This window comes from Grimontia indica (assembly GCF_000333895.2).
Classification (GTDB): Bacteria; Pseudomonadota; Gammaproteobacteria; order Enterobacterales; family Vibrionaceae; genus Enterovibrio; species Enterovibrio indicus.
The window spans coordinates 1-21,089 of record NZ_ANFM02000012.1; the positions used below are offsets into that span (position 1 = coordinate 1).

Consider the following 21,089-nt stretch of genomic DNA (forward strand, 5'->3'; position numbering starts at 1 on the left):
CATTTTTCCTGCGCTATTTCTGATCAGCTACCTACTGTGATTGGCATTAGAAGTGTTTTTCAGTGACCGACTTTCTGCTTAAGAAAATCAATGAACAGCCGCGTTTTGGTGTGGTTGTACTCAAGCTTCGGATAATAGGCATAAGCCGCACTTTTCGGCTGACGTACATCCGGTAGCACGGGTACCAGTAATCCCTGATCCAACTCCTTTCTGACCGTGACATCTCCAACCAGAATAATGCCAAGTCCAGCCACCGCAGCGTTCACTAAGGCTTCAGGGTTGGGTGAGACAAAGTTTCCGCTCAGGCGTAGCTTTCGACCATGCTCAAACTCGTGCTCTTGTGGGTGGCTGGTGGAGCCATAGAGCAGGCAGTTGTGATGCAAGAGCTGCTCTTGATCAACAATCGGTGGGTGCTGCGCGAGATAAGTCGGTGAAGCAAAAAAGCGCGGCTGGAAATCAAACAGCTTGGTGGCGATAAAACTCGCTGAGTTAAAGTCAGCCAACTCCCGGGTTATTACCACATCCAGATTTGGGTCTGGGAGCTGCCCCGGCGCAAGGGTGTGCAGCTCCACCTGAATATTGGGATAGGCAGCAAGAAACTCACCGATATTGTTAACCAACAGCCGGCTTCCAGTGGCAAGCGGGGCACCAATTCGCAGCACGCCGCTAACTTCGCCATAAGTGGATGTGGTTTCAGAGACCAGTTGCGTCCAGTCGTCGAGCAAAAGCTTTCCACGTTGATAAAACAATCGTCCTGCATCTGTCATGGTCAGGGTGCGGGTAGTGCGCTTTAACAGTTGAACCCCAAGTTGATTTTCCAGCCAGGCCAACCGCTTGGAGAGGGCGGAACTCGAGGTGTTGAGTTTGGTTGCAGCTTGAGCCAGCGAACCCATCTCTACCACAGTGACATAACTTTTCGCGCAGGTAATCCAATCCATTTATTGACTCATTCCGGGGTTTATCAACCGAGTATCGACTTTGCGTTCACTTTCATAACGGGAACAACGATAATAACTAATTCAAGGCCGATTGGCCTTCTGAACTTATTTTGCTGAGAAGGGATCAGCAAAACCCTTCATTTGGATAGTACATGAGAAAAGTTGCCGGGATGAAGCTGACCAACCGATTGGTCGCTTTTGTAACGCTTATTGTTGTTTGTGCCATGTTCGTGCTTTTTATTGGTGGTGCAATCAGCTTTCGTAAATTGGGAACGGACTTCCTCTCCCATTATCTCAGCAAAGTGGTGGTCGAAATTGACCATGCGATTGCCAACCCTGTCTCTAACGAAAATATCGGACTCTGGCTTCCGCAGCTATTGAAAGCCAGTGACATCGTTGAGCTGGAAATTAACAGCAAAACCGGCCTTTTGTATCACTACGAACAAATCCAAACGGTAGGAAAATCGCTGGATTTGATTGTGAACCGCTACGATCTCCCGAGTAATCCCGGCTTCTACATTGTGATTAAATCGGTTCCGCCGTATGCGGATTTTGCCTATTCGATAGGCGCGATGTCTTCGCTGTCGCTTGCGGTACTCGTCATTGTGCTTGCGTTATCATGGGGCATAAGGTGGCTGCGAACCCAGCTCTTAGGGGCTGAATTGTTAGAGCACCGTGGCCGATTGATTCTGGCTGGACGGGCGGAAGAAGTGCATACCGGTGATGAACGTGAATGGCCAGCAACGGCCAGTATTGCGCTCGACCAGATGATTGCAGAACTTCGCGAAGCGCGTCAGGAACGCAGTCGCTTTGATACGTTTATCCGCTCCAACACCTTCCTGGATAAACTTACAGGCGCAGCTAACCGCGTGATGTTCGACAACCGTCTGCAAACCCTATTGCAAGATAAAGGCGCGCAAGGTGCAGTGCTGATGATCCGCATTGGCGACTGGGACACTCTGGTCCATGAGTCGGGCAAAGAAGGCGCTGACGAGTGGGTCAAAGAAGTCGGCAACGTGCTGTCGAATGCGATTCTCCGCTTCCCTGACGCGGTGCTTGCCCGTTACTACGACACGGAATTTGCCGTGTTGCTCACGCATCAGTCGGCCAAAGACGCCCGTTTGTTTGCTACTCAATTAATGAAAGCACTGGAACGCCTGACCCCACCTGAATGCCTGGAAGAAGAAAACTGGGCGCACCTCGGTATGACCTTTTTTACTACCGGTGAGCGCCGGGGCCGCCTGATGGAAGAGGCCGACATGGCGAAACGCAGCGCTGTGCTTCAGGGTAGCAATGGTTGGTATGCGTTTAAAAAAGATGTTGTAGCAGACGAAGCTCGTGGCAGTGTTCGCTGGCGAACCTTGTTGACCCGTGTGTTTGAAGCGGGTGGTCCGGATCTTTACCGACAGGCAGTGAAAGATGCTAAAGGGGAAGAGTTGCATACCGAACTGCTTGCGCGCATCAAAGATGAAAATGGCCTCATCATCAAAGCATCTCGCTTTATGAACGGTATTGATCTGGTGGGCATGAACAGCACGTTAGATAGGCGTGTGGTCGGTAAAGCGCTTCATCTTCTTCGTACTGGCGACGGACGTGAAGTGTTGTCGATTAATGTCTGCGCTGAATCACTGGGCCAGCGTGCATACCAAATCTGGTTGCGAGATACCTTGCTGCAAACGCCACGTAGCGTGCTCAACCGTCTGCAAATTGAAGTCTCTGAAGCGCCGCTGGTCAAGCACTTCGATGCTGTCAGACCTACGCTTCGCATGGTTCGCGCGCTGGGTTGTGCGGTAGTGGTGGATCAGGCTGGCCGTTCTGTGGTGAGTACCCACTACGTCAAAGATATCCAACCGAAATACATCAAACTCCATCGAAGCCTTATCCGAGACATTCATCAACGTCCGGAAAACCAGTTGTACGTGCGCAGTATGCTGGGAGCCTGTGACCCGACACCAACGCAAGTGCTGGCGGTGGGAGTGGAATCCCAGCAGGAATGGAAAGTGCTTTTACAACTTGGGGTTATGGGTGGCCAAGGACGTTTTCTTGGCCCAGAGCTCTCCTCCAGTCCAGCCACGCGCAAGAGGCAACGTTGGCGCAAACAATGATATGGATCGAGCATTGTTTATAAAATGCTCAATTGCGTCATGAAACTGTCGCACGCATACTTATTTTTTGGCGGGAAATTTGATAGAATATAGTGTACTTCAAACACTTTATTAACATTTCCCGAGCAATTATTAGGTGCAGATGGCAGTTTCTACTCTTTTTGCAAAATTTTCCCCTGTAAAACAACGGGGTATTGTCAGCCTTGTCGCGTCTGCCGAACAGGTGGTGATCGCGTATCAGGATGACAATGAAAAGACGCAATTGGACGCGCAAGCCGTTACCCAATCTGACCCTTGGACGGCGGCGACCCAACTGATTTCCCGTCACGGAATAAGCAAGGCAGACGTACATCTTGTGCTCGGGCATGGCCTCTATCAATCCCTGTTGATTGATGATCCCGGTTTGTCTGATGAAGACAAACGTGCGGCGTTGCCATTCCAGTTAAAAGACTTCATTTCTGATTCGCCGTCGGACATTGTTGCCGATGGCTTCAGCTCGCCGGTGGCTAACCGTTTTCAGGCATTTGTCTGCCACAAGCTGCCACTTATCCAGTTCAGCAAAGCGCTGGAAAAAAGTCAGTGCCGACTCACTAACGTATCCCTTGAAGATGTGGCGCTGCGCCAGTGGACGCAACTGGATAAAACCGAGATGGTACTGAGTCGTGATAGCCATGGCGTGTTGCAGTTGGCTGCTTTCCATCTGGGTCGTCTCTGTTTTCAACGCCAGATCCGCGGTGTGATGCTGGAAGGGCAAATGATGCCCCCATCGGTTGTTGATGACTTAGCGTTGGAAGTACAGCGTTCGCTCGATTATTTGCGGTCACAACTGAAAAGCGCGCAAGTGACAGGATTGGTCGTTAGTGTTCATGGCATCGACGATACAGAGCTGGCGTTTCAACTGTCTTCACGTTTGTCTGTCGCGGTGCGCCCGCAGCAGCTTTTTGATACCGGCGCCCATCATCAACATATTGCGATGGCCGCGTTAAGCCGCGACTATTCTCCGGATGTGAATCTGTTCAGTGACGATCTGTCGCCCAAAGCGCCGCTGCTGACGTTCGAAAAAATGCTGCTGGTATGGGGCGCAACCTCACTGCTGGTGGTGTTAGTGGCTGCTTACCAACAATTTTCATTGGCGCAAGCCGAGAAATTCTTTTCACTGGCAGACAGCGAGCGACAGAGCGCACAAAGTCTTTCCGATGAGCTTAACGAGCAAATGGCTTTGCACCTGCCATCAGTAAGCCTGGCCAATGAAGTGAATGAGAAAAAAGCCGCCATTGACGCAAAGCGCCGTGCGTTGGCTGCGGTGAAACAGCATGACGCTGCACTTCAGCAAGGTCACGCAGATACCTTCCGTGCGCTGGCCTCACTTTCTCGCCGCGATATTTCCGTATCTTCTATTTCTGTTAGTCAACAGTCGCTCGATTTGAGCGGACTGGCGGCCACTCCTGCTTCTGTTCCGGCTTGGCTGCAGACATTCAATTCTCAGCCACCATTGGCAGATCGTGTTTTTGAGCAAATGGCGCTGAGCCGCGATGAGAAAAACCGCCTGAACTTCAATCTGGTATCCAAACGTGAAAGTGGGGAGAGCACGAAATGAATGCACTACTCACCCGCGGTAAAGACGCTTTTGATGCACTGAGCATGCGTGAACAGTGGATGATTGCACTGGCAGGCTGGATGGCGATTCTCGGCTTGGGTTTGTTCCTTTTTATTGAGCCTGTAAGTAAGACGCTGGTGCAGCTAGAAACGCAGATTCTTCAGTCAGAGCGCACGACCGAAGATTTGGTGACACTCAATCGTCTGAAGCAGGAAAAACTGCACACCTCACCGAACACTGAGCTTGAAGCTGAGTTGGCGACACTCAATCAAGAGATTTCAGCCCTTGATAGCGAAATGGAGCGCAAGGTGGACGGTTTGGTTACCGCTGCCCAAATGTCTTCATTGATGGAGGCTGTGCTGAGACAGTCTGAGCGTTTGACGCTGGTATCAATGAATTCCTTGCCACCACAACAACTGACAGACACTGAGGATGCGGGTTACTACATCCATCCTGTCGAAATCACGCTGGAAGGGCGTTACTTCGACATTGTTGATTACCTTAGTGCGCTGGAAGCCTTGCCCGTCAAATACTACTGGCAAAGCGTGGACTACAGCGTGAAGGAATACCCGAAGGCTGAAGTCACCATTGAGGTTTACACCCTGGGTGAAAGTGCCGTGTTTATCGGGGGCAAAAATGAAATTACTGAATAGCGTTCTGATTATGTTTTCGCTGTTGCTGCCGATAACGTCTTTTGCAGAGAGCGATCCGACAGCGCCGCTAGGCTTTACGCCTTCCTCTCAGCCCGCGAAGAAAAAGATATATCGCTTGCCAAAACTGGACGCCATTTTGTGTGCGAGCGATGGCAGTTGTTCAGCAGTGCTGAATGGCAAGAGCGTGAGGAAAGGCCAAAGCATCAATGGCTACGTTGTCAGCCAAATCAATGAAGAGCGCGTAACGCTGAGCCGAGGTGGTAAGCGTTGGGCATTGACCGTATTTAACGAGCAGGTAGTACAGTGAAGACACATTCATTACTGAGCAAAGGTTTACTGACCTTCGCCGCAGCGATGCTGTTGTCGGCGTGTCAGAGCGTGGGACATCAAAAGCCAACTGAAATACAGGAAGCGCTGAACGAGGCCTATGCACAGAGCACTTCCCAGCCATTGACGGAATTGCCAGATGCGGTCACTCAGGATTTGATGGGGGACTTCTCTGACACCTCTGGCAGTGGCGTGTTGACCGAAAAACGCCTGCGTATCAATGCCAACAATGTGGATGCCAAAGCCTTCTTTGGTTCCTTGGTTCAGGGCACGGATTTCAATTTGGTGATGCACCCGGAAGTGAGCGGGAAGGTCACCGTTTCCCTGAAAGATGTCACCGTGCCTGAAGCGCTGGAAGTGGTTTCTGATATCTACGGCTACAACGTCGAAATCAGTGGTCGCCTGATCCAGATTTTCCCGGCGGTACTGCGCACGGAAACCTTCGCGGTGGATTACCTACAGCTTCAACGCGCCGGTGTGTCACTGACTTCTATCAGCACAGGTGCAGTTTCAACGGATTCCAGCTCTGGCAGCGGAGATGATAAAAAAACTGAGCGTACCTCAGTGCCAACGGGTGGAACCGTGATTGAAACCCGCGCGGAAAGCAATTTCTGGGCGCAGCTCGAACGCGCTGTCGCGGCCATGATTGGTAATGGCGATGGACGCAGCATTGTGGTCTCACCGCAAGCAAGCCTTATCACGGTGAAGGCATACCCGAATGAGCTTCGCGAAGTGAAACGTTTCCTTGATGCATCACAAGCACGCCTGAAACGTCAGGTAATTCTGGAAGCCAAAATCCTAGAAGTGACCTTGAGCGACGGCTATCAGCAGGGTGTTAACTGGTCGAATATTACGTCGTCGATTGGCAGCGGTGGTGTGGAAATTACACGAGACGCAGCTGAACTTGCCGGCGACTTTATTTCCAATGTGATCGGTGGACAAACCAACATCAAAATTCAGGATGGCAATTTTGAGGCTGTGCTGAATTTCCTTGATACACAGGGCGATGTAAATGTGCTGTCGAGCCCTCGCGTAACAGCAGCGAATAACCAGAAAGCGGTCATTAAAGTCGGTGGTGACGAGTACTTTGTTACGGATATTTCTTCCAGCGACACATCGGGCGATAACTCAGACTCTGGCCCGAACATCGAATTAACACCGTTCTTCTCGGGTATTTCACTGGATGTGACGCCACAAATCGACGATGACAATGGCGTACTGCTGCATGTTCACCCTGCGGTCATTGATGTCGTGACGGAAGAGAAAACTATCCAACTTGGCACTTCATCACAGCCTTATGTGTTGCCGCTAGCTAAGACCTCTATCCGTGAATCGGACTCTATCATCCATGCCCAATCTGGGGATGTGGTCGTTATTGGTGGTTTGATGAAATCGAGCTACGAAGAAATGGTCTCTAAAGTGCCACTTCTCGGCGATATTCCGGGTCTAGGCAATCTATTCCGCAACGTGAACCGCATGAAGCAGAAAACCGAACTGGTGATCTTGCTGCAACCTTCTGTGGTGGGTGAGCAAACTTGGCAAGAAGAGATCAACCGTTCACGTCAACTGTTGAACGACTGGTTCCCGGAAAACTAAGCCAGCCCTATGTATATGTCGCACTTTGGCCTCAATGCCGCGCCATTTAGCTTAACCCCAGACACACGCTGTTTCTTCGGCGTGCGTTCTCACGTGGATGCGATAAATACCTGCGTGTCGGCGATGGAAATGGGCGAAGGCTTGGTCAAAGTGACAGGCGAAGTGGGTACAGGAAAAACCATGGTGTGCCGTTTGGTGCTCAAAGCACTGAGCGAAAGCTTTACCTTGGTATTTCTGCCAAACCCAGCCAATACGGTGGCAGGGTTGCATCGCCTGATTGCTGATGAACTTGGCATCGATGAGCAAATGTCAGAAGACAAGTTGCTTGGAGCAATCCAACAGGCAGCTATTGTGGCTGCACGAGATGAAAAGCCTGTCGTGATCCTTTGTGATGAAGCGCAGGCCATGCCGGATGAAGTGCTTGAAGCGATCCGCTTGCTGGGCAATCTGGAAACCGAGCAGCGTAAGCTGATTCAACTGATTATGTTTGGCCAGCCAGAGCTTGATGAACGCCTGTCCCAGCACAATATGCGCCAGCTTTTGCAGCGCATCAGCTTTAGTGCAGGGTTAACTCCGCTGAGCTTTGCTGAGACATCAGCCTATATCGACCACAGATTACAAGAACAGGGCGCTTCGCCACTGTTCTCTACGTGGGCTAAGCGCCGCATTTGGGTCGCGAGTCAAGGCATTCCGCGACTGGTGCATCAGCTTTGCCATAAATCGCTGTTATTGAGTTTTGGCAGGGGCAAACGCCGCGTCAGCGCACATGTTGTTCGCCTTGCCATTAAAGATACACCTCTCGCCCGCAAGCACTCTGTGCTTCAGGCCGTTTGGGGGTAGGAAATCATGAGTGAATTAAACCGCATGTTGAGCGACCTTTCGTCGCAGCAAAACAGTGAGAAACGCCTCGCTGTTGCATCAATCCCTTCTGTATGGGGCTTTCGCTTTGCACGTGTAGTGCTGGCACTGGTGGCGACGTTAGTGGGCGCGACAGGTATTTCATGGGCGGTATCAGTAGGCAGCGAGAAAGCCTTATTAGCTACGCCAATGCTGACGCCGGAGCCTGTTTTCGCGGAGCCTGCGCCAAAAGCTTTACCTTCTCCTACTCAGAAAGTGGTGAAAAGTGAGGTCAGCTATGTGGCGATGAAGGCGACACCTGTTGTTGCTGCAGTTAAGCCAACCTTTGAAACCAAAGCCGAAACTAAAGCAACAGAACAAATCTCTGAGCCCGTGCTGATGGCGAAAGTTGAGACTGTTAAAGCAGCGGCGGTGCAAGAAAAAGTGGAACAAGAAGCTTCCCTGTCAGTGGAAACCATTGAACTGACTGGCGAGCAGTTGGCGGATATTGCTTATGACAAAGCGCAGAAGCGCGCCCAAGTCGGTGATACACAAAAAGCCATCGCTTTCCTGCGTGATGCGGTGAAATACAACCCGAGCCACATTGCTGCCACCAACCAATTGGCGGGACTTCTGTATGGTCGCAGTCAATTGCGAGAGGCAGAAAGCGTGCTGCGTAAAGGCATCAGCGACAACCCGAATTCTGCGACATTGAAACTCACACTGGCGCGTATGTATCAGCAAAGTGGCAGCGAAGAATCTGCACTTAATGTGCTGTCTTCTTCGGTACATATGCTGGATGGCGAGCAGGTACGATTCGTGTCCATGCGCGCGGCCTTGGCACAAAAGCTGGGTAAGAATCTTGAAGCCAAGCAAAGCTATCAATGGCTGACAGAGCAAGAGCCGATGGACGGTCGCTGGTGGTTGGGACTTGGTGTGTCTGCTGAGAAAACCGGTGCCAATGCGGAAGCCGAAAAAGCCTATGGGAAAGCGGTGAAGTCCGGCGGTTTGAGCAACCAGTCGGTGAACTTTGCCCGCCAGCGTCTGGTTTACCTCCAGAACCTGAAACAGGGAGCGACAGATGGCCGTTAAATTACGAAAGCGCCTTGGCGACCTTCTGGTTGAAGAGCACATCATCACTGATGCACATCTGAATGCTGCGCTGGCTCGTCAGTCGGAAACCGGACGTAAGCTTGGCGATACTCTGATGGAAATGGGCATTCTGACCGAAAGTCAGATGCTGGACTTCCTTGCCCGTCAGCTTGGTGTACCACTGATTGATCTCAGTCTGACCCAAGTCGATCCAAGTGCTGTCAGTTTGCTGCCAGAAGTGCATGCCCGACGTCTTCGCGCGTTGGTGATTGGTCGTATCGGTAACACGGTTCGTGTGGCGATGTCCGATCCTGCGGATCTGGCTTCACAGGAAAGTGTGCTGAACCAGCTTCATCAATATCAGGTAGAACTTCTGATCACGGCAGAACAGCCGCTGATCGACGCATTTGATCGCTACTACCGTCGCACCAGCGAAATCGCCTCGTTCGCCGAGCGACTGCAGGCAGAGCATGGCGTGAAGTTGGAGCAAAACTTCGGGGCAGACGAAGAGCAATCTGAAGAAGTCACCGTCGTTAAACTGATTAACTCGTTGTTTGAAGACGCAGTGCAGGTGAATGCCTCGGACATTCACATAGAACCAGATGCTGACGCGCTGCGAATTCGCCAGCGTATTGATGGCGTGCTGCATGAAACTTTGCTGAAAGAGCGTGCAATTGCTTCTGCACTGGTGCTGCGCTTAAAGCTGATGAGCGGTATGGATATCTCCGAAAAGCGTCTGCCACAAGATGGCCGTTTCAACATCAATGTTCGTGGCAATGCCATCGACGTGCGTGTGTCCACGCTTCCGGTGCAATACGGAGAGTCTGTGGTGATGCGTCTTCTTAACCAGTCGGCCGGCGTGCTGCAACTGGAAGAAGTCGGTATGGATGCTCAAATGCTGGCGCGTTTCCGAAACCAGCTTCGCCGCCCACACGGCATGATTCTGGTCACCGGCCCGACAGGTTCGGGTAAAACCACCACGCTTTACGGCGCGCTCAATGAACTGAATGTGCCGGGGAAAAAGATCCTGACTGCGGAAGATCCGGTGGAATACCGTCTGCCGCGTATCAGTCAGGTGCAAATTCAAAGCAAGATTGGCCTGAGCTTTTCTTCTGCGCTGCGCACCTTCCTTCGTCAGGACCCGGACATCATCCTGGTTGGTGAGATGCGTGATCTTGAAACCGTGGAAATCGGTCTTCGCGCGGCACTGACCGGTCACCTGGTACTTTCAACCTTGCACACCAATAACGCCATCGACAGTGCGCTGCGTCTTCTGGATATGGAAGCGCCGGGTTATCTGGTGGCGAGTGCTGTTCGCGCCGTGCTGGCGCAGCGATTGATCCGCCGTATCTGTCCGGATTGTAAAGTGCCACATGCCACTGACGATGTGGAACAGGTTTGGCTGACGACTACACGCCCGGAAATGGCAGGCCATGGCTTCTACAAAGGCCGCGGCTGTCAGAGCTGTAATTTTACCGGTTACAAAGGGCGAATTGGTGTGTTTGAGCTTCTGGAAATTACCCCAGAATTGATGGACGCCTTGCGCGCTAACGACACTCAATTGTTCTCTGCGTTGGCGGAGCAACAAGCGGGCTATAAACCATTGGTTCACAGTGCATTGGATTTTGCCAAGCAGGGACAAACCTCGCTGGAGGAGGCGATGAAGCTTTCTGAAGCGGCGGCGATGTCGTTGATAGGTGCCTGATGCCGAGGTATCGCTACACCGCGCGCAAGCCGAACGGAAAACGTGTTTCGGCGATTATTGAAGCTGCCAGCGAAAGCGATGCGATCGCCAACGTGTCAGCGTCTGGCGCGATGTTGTTGTCACTGGAAATCACTAAGGCGCGGGCGCATAAAGCCAATGCGCCGCTGTTCCAGCCAAAGGTGAAACTGGAATCGCTGGTGATTTTCAGCCGTCAGGCATACAGCTTGATTAAAGCGGGTGTCCCGCTGCTGCGTGCCATTAAAGGCTTGGCGCAAAGCACCACGGATAAACCATTGAAAGCGGCGCTTGAAAGCGTTGCCAATGAGCTTTCCAACGGTCGTCCTATGTCGGCGGCAATGCGTGATCACGAAAATGTGTTTAGCGATTTGTTTGTCTCGCTGGTGCAGGTCGGTGAAAACACGGGCCGTCTCGATGATGCCATGCTCCAGCTTGCTGAATATTACGAGCAGGAAATGGAAACCCGCCGCCGGATTAAATCGGCGCTGCGTTACCCAACATTTGTGTTGATGGTGATCATCGGCGCGATGGCGTTTTTGAACGTCAAAGTGATCCCGCAGTTTGCAGGCATGTTTGCCAAATTCGGCTCTGATTTACCACTGCCGACCAAAATTTTGATGGCGACATCGAGCTTCTTTGTCGATTTCTGGTGGCTACTGGTCTTCGGCACCGTTTGCTTGGTCGCAGGCTTACAGGTGTGGAAGAACACCGAGCAAGGCCGGGTGAAGTGGGACAGATTTAAGCTGCGTATTCCGCTGGTCGGTAACTTGGTTAACCGAGCCTTGATGTCGCGCTTCTCGCGAACATTCGCCTTGATGCTGCGTGCAGGTGTGCCGCTTAATACTGCACTGCATATGTCTGGTGAAGCGCTGGATAACCACTTTCTTGGCGGCGAAGTGGACAAGATGAAAGCGGCGATAGAGTCGGGGATTAACCTCAGCTCCGTCACGGCAGACAGCCAACTGTTTACGCCACTGGTGCACCAGATGATTCAGGTGGGCGAGGAAACCGGCCAGATTGATAACCTATTGCTGGAAGCGAGCGACTTTTACGACCGCGAAGTGGATTACGACCTGAAAACCCTATCAGCGCGCATGGAGCCTATCCTGCTGCTGATTGTGGCGGGCATGGTGTTGATCCTCGCGTTGGGTATTTTCCTACCGATGTGGAACATGCTCGACCTGATCCGCGGCGGCTAAATGCGCTGGATTTTTAGGTTCAGGGGAAGCAGTGCTGCCCAGTGGGCTTTACTCACCACGATTATCGGCATTGTCGTGATGGCAGCGATTCCGGTTTTTGAGCGTGTGATGCAGTTTGCGGATGACGTGGAGTTTCGTTATCTCGCCAATGCGTTTGAAGGCTCGGCCAAGAATGTGCATTTGCGAGCTGCTTTAAAAAATGAGAGTAAACAAAAAGATATCGTTACTGTTGAAGATGTCAGTTTCCGATTGAGCCCAACAGTTAACCATCAACAAGGTTTTCCTTTTGCGCTGGAAAATGGCGCAAAAACACTGATAGCAATACGCGCTGAAGATTGCGGTGCTTTGTTGGAACAATTTACTGACCAGTCTTACTGGCTGGATGACAGATTACAGGCTGCGGCAGAACAAATCTCGCAGCCAAAGATTCGCGCAGTAGTGGTAAGGGACAAAGGTATTGAAGCCCAGCCTTATTGCCGATTTGAAAGACCGGTACGCGCCGGTGTTTGGAGTGATGACCCGCCAAATTCGGCGCGTCATGTTTTTGCTTACTACCCGGCATCGGGCCGCGTAGAAGTTTTGAGAGAAATCGGAGAAATAAAATGAAACGTCAAGGCGGTTTTACGCTGATTGAAATGATCGTTGTGATCGTAATTCTGGGTATTCTGGCGGTAACTGCGGCACCTAAGTTTTTGAACTTTCAGGATGATGCTCGCGTAGCGGCATTGAATGGTTTGAAGGGTGCTATCCAATCAGCAGCTAGTATGACTTATGGTCAGGCAGCTCTTGAAGGAAAAGAAAGTGGTGATAAGGTCCTTAAAAACTCCGTTGCAGTAAACGAGGGTTATCCAAAGGCCACTGAACTGGCAAAAATTGTCGATGGTATCTCAACTAGCAGTAAAGACTGGAAGCTCGTTGAAGATGCAACCGCGACTACAGTTAAATATACTTGGTTTTGGGAAGGGGATACCGCACCTAACTGCTACGTTCAGTACACTGCTGCAACAGCCAGTAGCGAGGCTACAACCGTTGTTGTAATTGGAACAGACTGCGGTGCTGAAGCTTAAGCTTCCAAGCCAAATAGTTGATCTCTAAATGAAGGGTTTCACCCTAATCGAGCTGATCACAGTCATGGTGATCCTCGGCATTATTAGTGTGTTTGCCGCTCCGCGCCTGTCGGGTTCTGAGGCTTTTTCAGTGACCAGTGCGCGGGATACGGGCTTATCTGTCGCCAGACAAGTCCAGCTCAGGGCGATGCAGCAGGAGAGCCCTTCTTCTGTCTGCAATGCCCTGCACGTTACTGCCTCCCGAATGGGGGGCAGTAGCAACTCAGCCTGTGGTTTTGGTGATAACCGCAGTGATGTGGTGGATTTGTCCGACTCAAAGGTGCGAATTTCACCCGCTCAAACGATTTATTTTGATTTGTTAGGACGCCCGGTAAATTCAGTAGGTGGCCGCCTTTGCACTTCTGAGCGGTGCGAGTTCTCCTTCTCCCAAGGCAGTGCAGAAGCCAAAATTTGCTTAAACAGCGAGGGCTATTTCTATGCCTGTAGCTGAAAAATCTTATCGAATTTCAAACCATCAGCGTGGCTACACGCTGGTGGAATTAGTGATTGGCATCGTCGTATTTGGCGTTGCCATGGTGCTGCTCAGTACCACCCTTTTCCCTATGTTCGCCAAATCTGCCAATCCGCATTACGAAGCCCGCGCGGCAGCGTTAGGGCAAGCGGTGATGAATGAGATCCTGGCACGTCAGTTTGATAAAGAATCCGACCCCAACGGCAGTCGCTGGCGCTGTGATGAAGACGCTGATGCGGTTTTGGCGCTGGGTATTGTTGCACCGAATCCTATTCAAACCTGTTCCTCTCCACTTTCAGCAGGGACGGGTTTTGTCGCTGTCGAAGACTATATCGGGTGCTGGGGAGGAAGCTCTGCCTGCACTCGAACCCACAGAGGTGATTTGAGTGCTCTGGTTGGCGCTTCGTCGGCAGATTACAAAGGCTTCACTGTCGATATCAATGTCGAGTACGACAGCAGTACTTTTGCGGACAGCACCAATAACGCCAGGCTCTATAAACGCATCGACCTGTACGTCGATACCGGCAGTTTTGGCCGGTATGACTTCACTGCCTATCGGAGTAATTTCTGATGGCTTTGTTTACCCGTAGATCTCGCGGATTTACGCTGGTCGAGCTAATCGTCACCCTGACGATTCTGGCTATTGTTTCGGTTGGTATCTTTGGTTTTATCGAATCCAGCGCATCGGGCTATGTGGAATCACGAAACCGTGAAGCCCTGCAATCTGAAGCCCGTTTTGCGGTTGAGCGGGTAGGTCGAGAGCTGCGACATGCGGTGCCAAACAGCCTTGCTGTTTATGCTGGTGGAGACTGTATGGTGTTTACACCGATTCGTTATACAGGCACCTACCATCAGTTGGTGGAGGGAGAAAATACACTTGATGCAGTGCTTTCAACCAAAGAGACCAATTGGCAAAACAAGGTAAATGATGGGAATCATCGCATTGTGTTCTTGCCATCATCACCATCAGACTTGATTGGTGATAACAGCTATCTCATTACTGGTGTTGCAGGCACTACAATAACGACCTCAAAAACGGCCGCTAACCCTTGGCCTGCTGAGTCACCCTCCCGTCGTTTTTATATCTACGAAAATTCGGTCAATTTCTGCTTTGAAAACGGTGAGCTTCGACGTCGTATCAACAATGGCACTCAGAACAGTACAACCTTGGCAATGAACATTGCTGCCGGCAGCGGATTTAATTTGGGCACCACATCTTTAGCCAGCGGTAACCTAATCAATATCACCTACAAGTTCCGCCAATCCGGTGAGTCTTCGGTCTACAACCAACAAGTGCAGGTTCTCAATGCACCATAAAGCTACATCTTCCAAACGCCAAAAAGGCAGCATGCTCATTGTTGCGGTTTTCGCAATGACTGCGTTGGCGGCACTTGGTGCAGCGCTGATGCAAATCACCACCTCACAAAGTGATACCACGACCCGTGAAGTATTGGGTACACGCGCCTGGCTTGCGGCTAATAGTGGTACTGAAATGGCGATGGCGAGGCTATTTCCGCTGGCCAAAGATACTAACAACCTACCTGCAGCAACATGCAGCGAAACACCTGTCGTAACGAGTTTTAGTTCTGCTGGCCTTCGTGGCTGTTCGGTTTCAGTGGCCTGTGAAGCCATTGATGTAGGTGAGTTTGTGCAATATCACATTGAGAGCAAGGGGCAATGCGGTAGCGGTGCGCATCAGGTTGTGCGAGTGCAAGAGAGTTGGGCTAGGGGGCTCGAATGATGAGGATCTTATTGGCAATTGGTTCCCTGCTATTCACCTCGATACTTTGGGCTTCGTCTAATGGTATTTATTTCCCCGGCCCAGCGCAGGCCCCAAACATCATTGGATATGCGAACAACTGTGGTCAGAATAACCAGCTCCCAGCAACGAGCTGCCTTCAAATTAACTCAAATTCAACAATATACCAGCCAGAAGAAAATCCTGTTCGGGTAGGGTTTGAAGAGCTTTTCCATCAACACCCCTCAACATGCAATGCCTTTGGGGGGGCTATTCAAAATGATTGCGTTAACACCGGAGAGTTTGCGGCAGACAAAGGCTTGAAAGTCCTGAAACCAAAGAGTCAGGGGGGAAATTTAGATGAAATTACCTATCCATTGGATGGCACTCAATATGCGCATCATAGTTTTAATAGTGATACAGCCAACTATACGAAACTAACATTGGGGCAGTACAGTACCGCCACTTTCGAACCTGGAGTCTACTACTTTGGTGATTTGGTTTTAAACCAGTATGTTAGCGCTACGGTTACAGGGCCGATTGAAATACACGTCAACAGTTTAAAGTTAGGGAACAATGTAAAGTTTAATGTTCAGGGGGATTCCCAAAACGTTATTTTTTGGGTGCATGAGAGAGAGAGTGGTAATGATCACTATAGTGCCCACATTGGAGCAGACTCCGTTTTGCATGGCTATGTCTATTCTGTTGGGTCTGTCAAATTAGCTGGCTCCTTAGATGGAAGTTCATGGGGAACAACTATTTATGGGGCTATTACCGCAAAGTCGCTGGAACTTGCAAACCGTTCCATAATTAAATTTGGCGGCTTTCTCGATAGCCATAATCTTAAAATTGACCCTCTACTTGCCTCTACAAATGCATGCTCCCGAATCCCTGTCACCTTCAAAATAACCAATGATGAAGGTGAAACTCAGAGTGAAATTTCAGGAGAGCTTACTGCTTCCGCAACTAACTTCTTAGATACTGCCTGCTGGGCGACGAGTGCAGATGGAACCTGCAGCAATGGTCCAGTGAGGGCTGTCAATCTGAACAACGGACAGAGAAAACTTTGGCTTCAAAACAAAGCGGTTGGTACCGTCAAAGTAGTTGCCTCGTTCAAGTCTGACAAGACAGGTGAACTGGAGTCCGAAGACTCTGGCAATTACACTTTCACTGCAGGCGGATTCCGCTTTTCTCCCTCGCCATTAAAAATGGTGGCTGGAAAACCAGAGAAACTAACCATTGAAGCGGTATATGGTGATTGTGACCCTACGCCTATCCCTGAATATGATGGGACAAAACAACTGAGTGTTGGGAATGCCAGCTATCAGCAACCCAACTACACCTCTACAAGAGCACCACATAAACCGTCGGTAAATGGAATTGTAGGTGCGCGAACCATCGACGTGGAATTTTCCAAAGGTGTAGCAAAAGATGCACTGACCTTAAATTATTCTGATGCAGGTGTGCTCTCTATTCCCATCTCTGAAGTCCAAAGTGCAAATGCTACCAGCAGCGATAGCCCCACTGAAGTTGAAGAAGATTCGAAAGGTGTTGAAAGCAGACTATTAAATGGGGATATCTCTTTGCATGCGCGCCCATATACTTTTGCTGTTTGCGGCAGTTTACCATCACTCTCTGATGTGTCGAGCCAGAAGGCTTTTGTCAAAGCTGGAAACCCATTTACCGCTACATTGAAACCTGTCGTATGGCAAAGCGGAGATTTGACAGGAACCGCACTGACTAATGGCGGCGTCGTTCCGCTCAAACCAAATTTCTGTGGGCGAGCTACAACACCGAGCTTTTGGCATCAAAATGCGCCTGCTGCCACAGTGACATTAGATGAAACTGCCTATATCGTCACGCCAGCCAACGGAAGTAATGCGGCTATAACTGGCATCGTTCCGCTTGCGCATACAGAAACGAATAATGCGAGTGATGTAAACAACGTTCGTTATCGATTTGTAGATGTCTCAGTTGATGAAGTCGGCGCATTTGGAGTTCGTTCAAAGCTGGCAGCAAATTACCTCGATATGACAGTCAATCCAGGTGAAAGACCATTAGGACGTTTTTATCCCTCCCACTTCTCTGTTTCTGGCAGTTTGACTTCTGCTATCACTGCCAGTGAAGACAGTGGCGGTGATGGTTTTACTTACCTCAATCAGCCGTTTGATGGTCAATACACGGTTTATGCGATGACTGCCGGGAATAAGCCGGTCAAGAATTACCACCTGTTCGGCGATGCTTACAAAGCAGGCTTTGAAGACTGGGTGATTAAGCCAGTGTCGAGCAACCCTATTGCCGGTGATGATCTCTCTTCACGTTGGACGCGTCCTTCTAAAACGAATTGGAGAGCGGGCAACGATGGTACAAGTCAGCTGTCGCTTACTCAGAATATTCGAATGCGGGTTGATAAAGACAGTGCGCCAGAAGCTCCATTTAGACCGCTTTATTTTGCTGTAGGCGTGAGTAAGCCAGATATAGATGGTACCGATTTCAGGTTTTGCGATGTTCAAAATGAAGCCGGGTGTGAAATAAGAGTGATTAAGCCTGCAGGAGAGGAGGGATCTTCTATCGCTGGTGCGGAGTTTGCTAAGGAGGAATTCATGTTCGGGCGTATGCGTATCGAAGGTTTCACTGAAACCCATGATTTCTCTTCTGAACAAATCATGCCTGTTGCCGTCGAAGTCTTTGATGGTTCGAGATTTGTCACCAACACCCGAGATAACGCCTCATTTGTCTCGACAACGATTGGTGAAAAGGAAGTGCTGTTTAGTTCAAGTCCAGATGCTAATCAGCAGGCTAAGATTTCACTGAAAGATGATGCAGGCAATACCATCAACACGAAAACTGTCGAAAATGGCCGCTCCGAGTTTGTTGTGAAGGCTCCGGTTCAAAATGGCAATTTAAACCGGGAGCAGTTCCGTTACTGGCAGAGGCTTGATAGGGCGATCGGCAGCGCTGCACCACAAACCTGGTTGCAACATAATTGGCAGGGTACGCAATTTGATGATGATCCCAGCGCGATAGGAACCTTTGGGTTTTACCGGGGAAGTGATCGTGTCATCTATAAAGGTGAAAAAAACATCACATTGACAGGGGAATGAAAAAAAAGACAGATCTCATTCAGGTTTGTAGATCATCACCTTGCCGCGCCCCGTCAGCGTTGGTACATTTAGCGGAATTTGAAGAATTTTAACGCTTGCAGGATTAACCGAAGATTATGTTTAAGAAACTTCGTGGCATGTTCTCTAACGATCTGTCTATCGATCTGGGAACAGCTAACACTCTCATCTATGTAAAAGGGCAAGGGATCGTTCTGGATGAACCTTCTGTTGTCGCAATTCGTCAAGATCGTGCAGGCTCACCAAAAAGCGTCGCGGCAGTCGGTCATGAAGCAAAACAAATGCTGGGCCGTACGCCAGGAAACATCGCAGCTATTCGTCCAATGAAAGACGGCGTTATCGCTGACTTCTACGTGACTGAGAAGATGCTGCAGCACTTCATCAAAACCGTTCACGACCACAGCTTTATGCGTCCTAGTCCTCGCGTGCTGGTGGCAGTTCCTTGTGGTTCTACTCAAGTTGAGCGTCGTGCAATCCGTGAATCTGCACTGGGTGCGGGCGCGCGTGAAGTGTATTTGATTGACGAGCCAATGGCGGCGGCAATCGGTGCAGGTCTGCCGGTGTCTGAAGCGACCGGTTCTATGGTGGTCGATATCGGTGGTGGTACGACGGAAGTTGCCGTTATCTCTCTGAACGGTGTGGTTTACTCATCTTCTGTACGTATCGGTGGTGACCGCTTTGACGAGTCCATCATCAACTATGTGCGTCGTAACTACGGCAGCTTGATTGGTGAAGCAACGGCTGAGCGCATTAAGCACGAAATCGGCTCTGCTTACCCAGGTGATGAAGTGCGTGAAATCGAAGTGCGCGGTCGTAACCTCGCAGAAGGTGTGCCACGTAGCTTTACGCTGAATTCCAACGAAATTCTGGAAGCGTTACAAGAGCCGCTGACAGGTATCGTGTCTGCTGTGATGGTTGCACTGGAACAGTGTCCGCCAGAGCTGGCATCTGACATCTCTGAGCGTGGTATGGTATTGACTGGTGGTGGTGCACTGCTTCGTGACCTTGACCGTCTGCTGACTGAAGAAACCGGCATTCCGGTTGTTGTTGCTGAAGAGCCGCTGACCTGTGTTGCACGTGGTGGTGGTAAAGCGCTGGAAATGATCGACATGCACGGTGGCGATCTGTTCAGCGAAGATTGATCTTCTTCCATCAACAAACAGGTTGTAACTGAATGAAACCAATTTTTGGCCGTGGGCCATCGCTACAATTACGCCTGTTCTTCGCTCTTTTAATATCAGCCAGCCTTATGCTGGCTGATAGTCGTTTGGGTGCCTTCACCAATTTCCGTTATTTGCTGAACTCGCTGGTCGCGCCGTTGCAATACGCATCGAACGTGCCGCGTGACCTGCTCGATAACGTCTTCCGTCAGTTCACTTCGCACCAACAGTTGTTGATTGATAACACCAAGCTCAAAGAAGAGGTGCTGCTACTGCGAAGCGGACAGTTGATTCTGGATCAACTGGAGCAAGAAAATCAGCGTCTGCGCGAGCTACTGGGTTCTCCGTTTGTGCGTGATGAGCGCAAAATGGTGGCAGAAGTGATGGCAGTAGACTCTGACCCTTACAAACATCAGGTGATGATTGATAAAGGGCGCACAAACGGGGTTTACGAAGGCCAGCCGGTGATTAACGAGCGAGGCATCGTAGGGCAAGTTTCTTATGTCGGTGCTCACAATAGCCGTGTACTGCTTATCACTGACCCAACCCATGCGATTCCAGTTCAGGTGGTGCGTAACGATATTCGTGTTATCGCTTCAGGTCGCGGTGACAACGACAATATCCAGCTGGAAAACATTCCAAGTAGCACGGACATTGAACCGGGCGACATGCTGGTCACGTCTGGCTTGGGTGGTGTATTCCCTGAAGGCTATCCGGTGGCGAGAGTCACGTCGTTCTCTTTTGACAACAAACGCCCATTTGCGCAGGTCGATGCCAAGCCAGAAGTGCAGTTTGACCGTTTGAGATATTTGCTGCTGGTGTGGCCAACTGACGTTGAGAAAGAAGAAGTGGTTGAAGAGGAAGGGCAAACACCTGCAAGTGAAGATGCCCAACCATCAACGGCTGAAGAACAAACCGAAGAGGTAAGCAATGGCTAATTCAAGCATGCGTGGCCGTGCGCTTATCTGGCTATCGTTTATTATCGCACTGATACTTCAGGCCGCGCCGTGGCCGGGTGAGCTTGCGCCATTTCGCCCATCCTGGGTCTTGTTGGTGGCTTTCTACTGGGTGCTGGCGCTGCCACACCGCGTGAATGTCGGTACGGCGCTGGTGGTTGGTTTGCTCTGGGATTTAATGCTGGGCTCCACTCTCGGTGTGCGCGGCTTGATGATGTCAGTGCTGGTTTATATCGTCGCACTGAACTTCCAGATGCTGCGTAATATGTCGCTCTGGCAACAGGCAGCACTCTTGTCTTTGCTGACGTTGGCAGGAAAAGTGCTAGAGTTTTGGGCGGAGTACTTGGTGTCCAATGTCCAGTTCGACCCAGCGCAGCTATGGGCGGGTTTGCTTAACTTCTTATTATGGCCTTGGCTGTTTTTGCTGCTACGACGGGTGCGCCGTCAGTTTTCGATTAAGTAATCTGG

At 50.6% G+C, this 21,089-nt stretch carries 20 protein-coding genes; 19 read left to right on the forward strand and 1 reads right to left on the reverse strand.

Annotated features, from left to right (window positions below; translation table 11 throughout):
• Positions 1–59: 59 nt before the first annotated feature.
• Entirely contained in the window at positions 60–938 is an 879-nt protein-coding gene (locus D515_RS06655) for a LysR family transcriptional regulator (RefSeq protein WP_002537246.1), read from the reverse strand.
• A 152-nt stretch (positions 939–1,090) separates the two neighbouring features.
• Between D515_RS06655 and csrD the strand changes: the two genes are divergently transcribed.
• The 19 genes from csrD (at position 1,091) to mreD (ending at position 21,084) form a co-directional block, all read left to right on the forward strand.
• A complete protein-coding gene (gene csrD, locus D515_RS06660) occupies positions 1,091–3,043 on the forward strand; it encodes an RNase E specificity factor CsrD (protein ID WP_002537248.1) in 1,953 nt (650 codons plus the stop codon).
• Between the two features lie 142 nt (positions 3,044–3,185).
• Entirely contained in the window at positions 3,186–4,640 is a 1,455-nt protein-coding gene (locus D515_RS06665; protein ID WP_002537250.1) for a type IV pilus biogenesis protein PilM, read from the forward strand.
• A complete protein-coding gene (gene pilO, locus D515_RS06670) occupies positions 4,637–5,293 on the forward strand; it encodes a type 4a pilus biogenesis protein PilO (protein WP_002537252.1) in 657 nt (218 codons plus the stop codon). Before D515_RS06665 ends, pilO begins: the two co-directional genes overlap by 4 nt.
• A complete protein-coding gene (locus tag D515_RS06675) occupies positions 5,277–5,600 on the forward strand; it encodes an MSHA biogenesis protein MshK (protein WP_039849724.1) in 324 nt (107 codons plus the stop codon). Before pilO ends, D515_RS06675 begins: the two co-directional genes overlap by 17 nt.
• A 47-nt stretch (positions 5,601–5,647) precedes the next feature.
• Positions 5,648–7,216, forward strand: coding sequence for a pilus (MSHA type) biogenesis protein MshL (gene mshL, locus D515_RS06680; protein WP_051997482.1), 1,569 nt, complete (start codon positions 5,648–5,650; stop codon positions 7,214–7,216).
• A 9-nt stretch (positions 7,217–7,225) separates the two neighbouring features.
• Positions 7,226–8,056, forward strand: coding sequence for an ExeA family protein (locus D515_RS06685; RefSeq protein WP_002537257.1), 831 nt, complete (start codon positions 7,226–7,228; stop codon positions 8,054–8,056).
• A gap of 6 nt (positions 8,057–8,062) precedes the next feature.
• On the forward strand, positions 8,063–9,145 hold the full coding sequence (locus D515_RS06690; RefSeq protein WP_002537258.1) for a tetratricopeptide repeat protein: 1,083 nt from the start codon (positions 8,063–8,065) through the stop codon (positions 9,143–9,145).
• Positions 9,135–10,850 carry a GspE/PulE family protein gene (locus tag D515_RS06695; protein WP_002537261.1) on the forward strand — a complete coding sequence of 572 codons (1,716 nt, stop codon included), beginning with the start codon at positions 9,135–9,137 and terminating at the stop codon, positions 10,848–10,850. Before D515_RS06690 ends, D515_RS06695 begins: the two co-directional genes overlap by 11 nt.
• Complete coding sequence (locus tag D515_RS06700; RefSeq protein WP_002537263.1) at positions 10,850–12,067, forward strand: type II secretion system F family protein; 1,218 nt, start codon at positions 10,850–10,852, stop codon at positions 12,065–12,067. Before D515_RS06695 ends, D515_RS06700 begins: the two co-directional genes overlap by 1 nt.
• The gene (locus D515_RS06705; RefSeq protein ID WP_002537264.1) at positions 12,068–12,673 is read left to right on the forward strand and encodes a hypothetical protein; all 606 of its coding nucleotides are present in this window, start codon (positions 12,068–12,070) and stop codon (positions 12,671–12,673) included. It begins immediately after the preceding gene.
• Positions 12,670–13,134, forward strand: coding sequence for a type II secretion system protein (locus D515_RS06710; RefSeq protein ID WP_002537266.1), 465 nt, complete (start codon positions 12,670–12,672; stop codon positions 13,132–13,134). The genes D515_RS06705 and D515_RS06710 overlap by 4 nt, the downstream gene beginning before the upstream one ends.
• 28 nt (positions 13,135–13,162) lie before the next feature.
• Positions 13,163–13,624 (forward strand): type II secretion system protein, encoded by a 462-nt coding sequence (locus D515_RS06715; RefSeq protein WP_039849725.1) that lies wholly within the window; start codon positions 13,163–13,165, stop codon positions 13,622–13,624.
• The gene (locus tag D515_RS06720; RefSeq protein WP_002537270.1) at positions 13,611–14,216 is read left to right on the forward strand and encodes a type IV pilus modification PilV family protein; all 606 of its coding nucleotides are present in this window, start codon (positions 13,611–13,613) and stop codon (positions 14,214–14,216) included. Before D515_RS06715 ends, D515_RS06720 begins: the two co-directional genes overlap by 14 nt.
• Positions 14,216–14,962: a prepilin-type N-terminal cleavage/methylation domain-containing protein gene (locus tag D515_RS06725; RefSeq protein ID WP_002537272.1), complete on the forward strand. Its 747-nt coding sequence runs from the start codon at positions 14,216–14,218 to the stop codon at positions 14,960–14,962. Before D515_RS06720 ends, D515_RS06725 begins: the two co-directional genes overlap by 1 nt.
• Positions 14,952–15,386: a hypothetical protein gene (locus D515_RS06730; protein WP_039849726.1), complete on the forward strand. Its 435-nt coding sequence runs from the start codon at positions 14,952–14,954 to the stop codon at positions 15,384–15,386. Before D515_RS06725 ends, D515_RS06730 begins: the two co-directional genes overlap by 11 nt.
• Positions 15,383–18,487: a DUF6701 domain-containing protein gene (locus D515_RS06735; protein ID WP_039849727.1), complete on the forward strand. Its 3,105-nt coding sequence runs from the start codon at positions 15,383–15,385 to the stop codon at positions 18,485–18,487. Before D515_RS06730 ends, D515_RS06735 begins: the two co-directional genes overlap by 4 nt.
• Before the next feature lie 116 nt (positions 18,488–18,603).
• On the forward strand, positions 18,604–19,647 hold the full coding sequence (mreB, locus tag D515_RS06740; protein WP_002537278.1) for a rod shape-determining protein MreB: 1,044 nt from the start codon (positions 18,604–18,606) through the stop codon (positions 19,645–19,647).
• A gap of 32 nt (positions 19,648–19,679) precedes the next feature.
• Complete coding sequence (gene mreC / locus D515_RS06745; protein ID WP_002537279.1) at positions 19,680–20,603, forward strand: rod shape-determining protein MreC; 924 nt, start codon at positions 19,680–19,682, stop codon at positions 20,601–20,603.
• On the forward strand, positions 20,596–21,084 hold the full coding sequence (gene mreD / locus D515_RS06750; RefSeq protein WP_039849728.1) for a rod shape-determining protein MreD: 489 nt from the start codon (positions 20,596–20,598) through the stop codon (positions 21,082–21,084). The genes mreC and mreD overlap by 8 nt, the downstream gene beginning before the upstream one ends.
• The last annotated feature ends 5 nt before the right edge of the window (positions 21,085–21,089 follow it).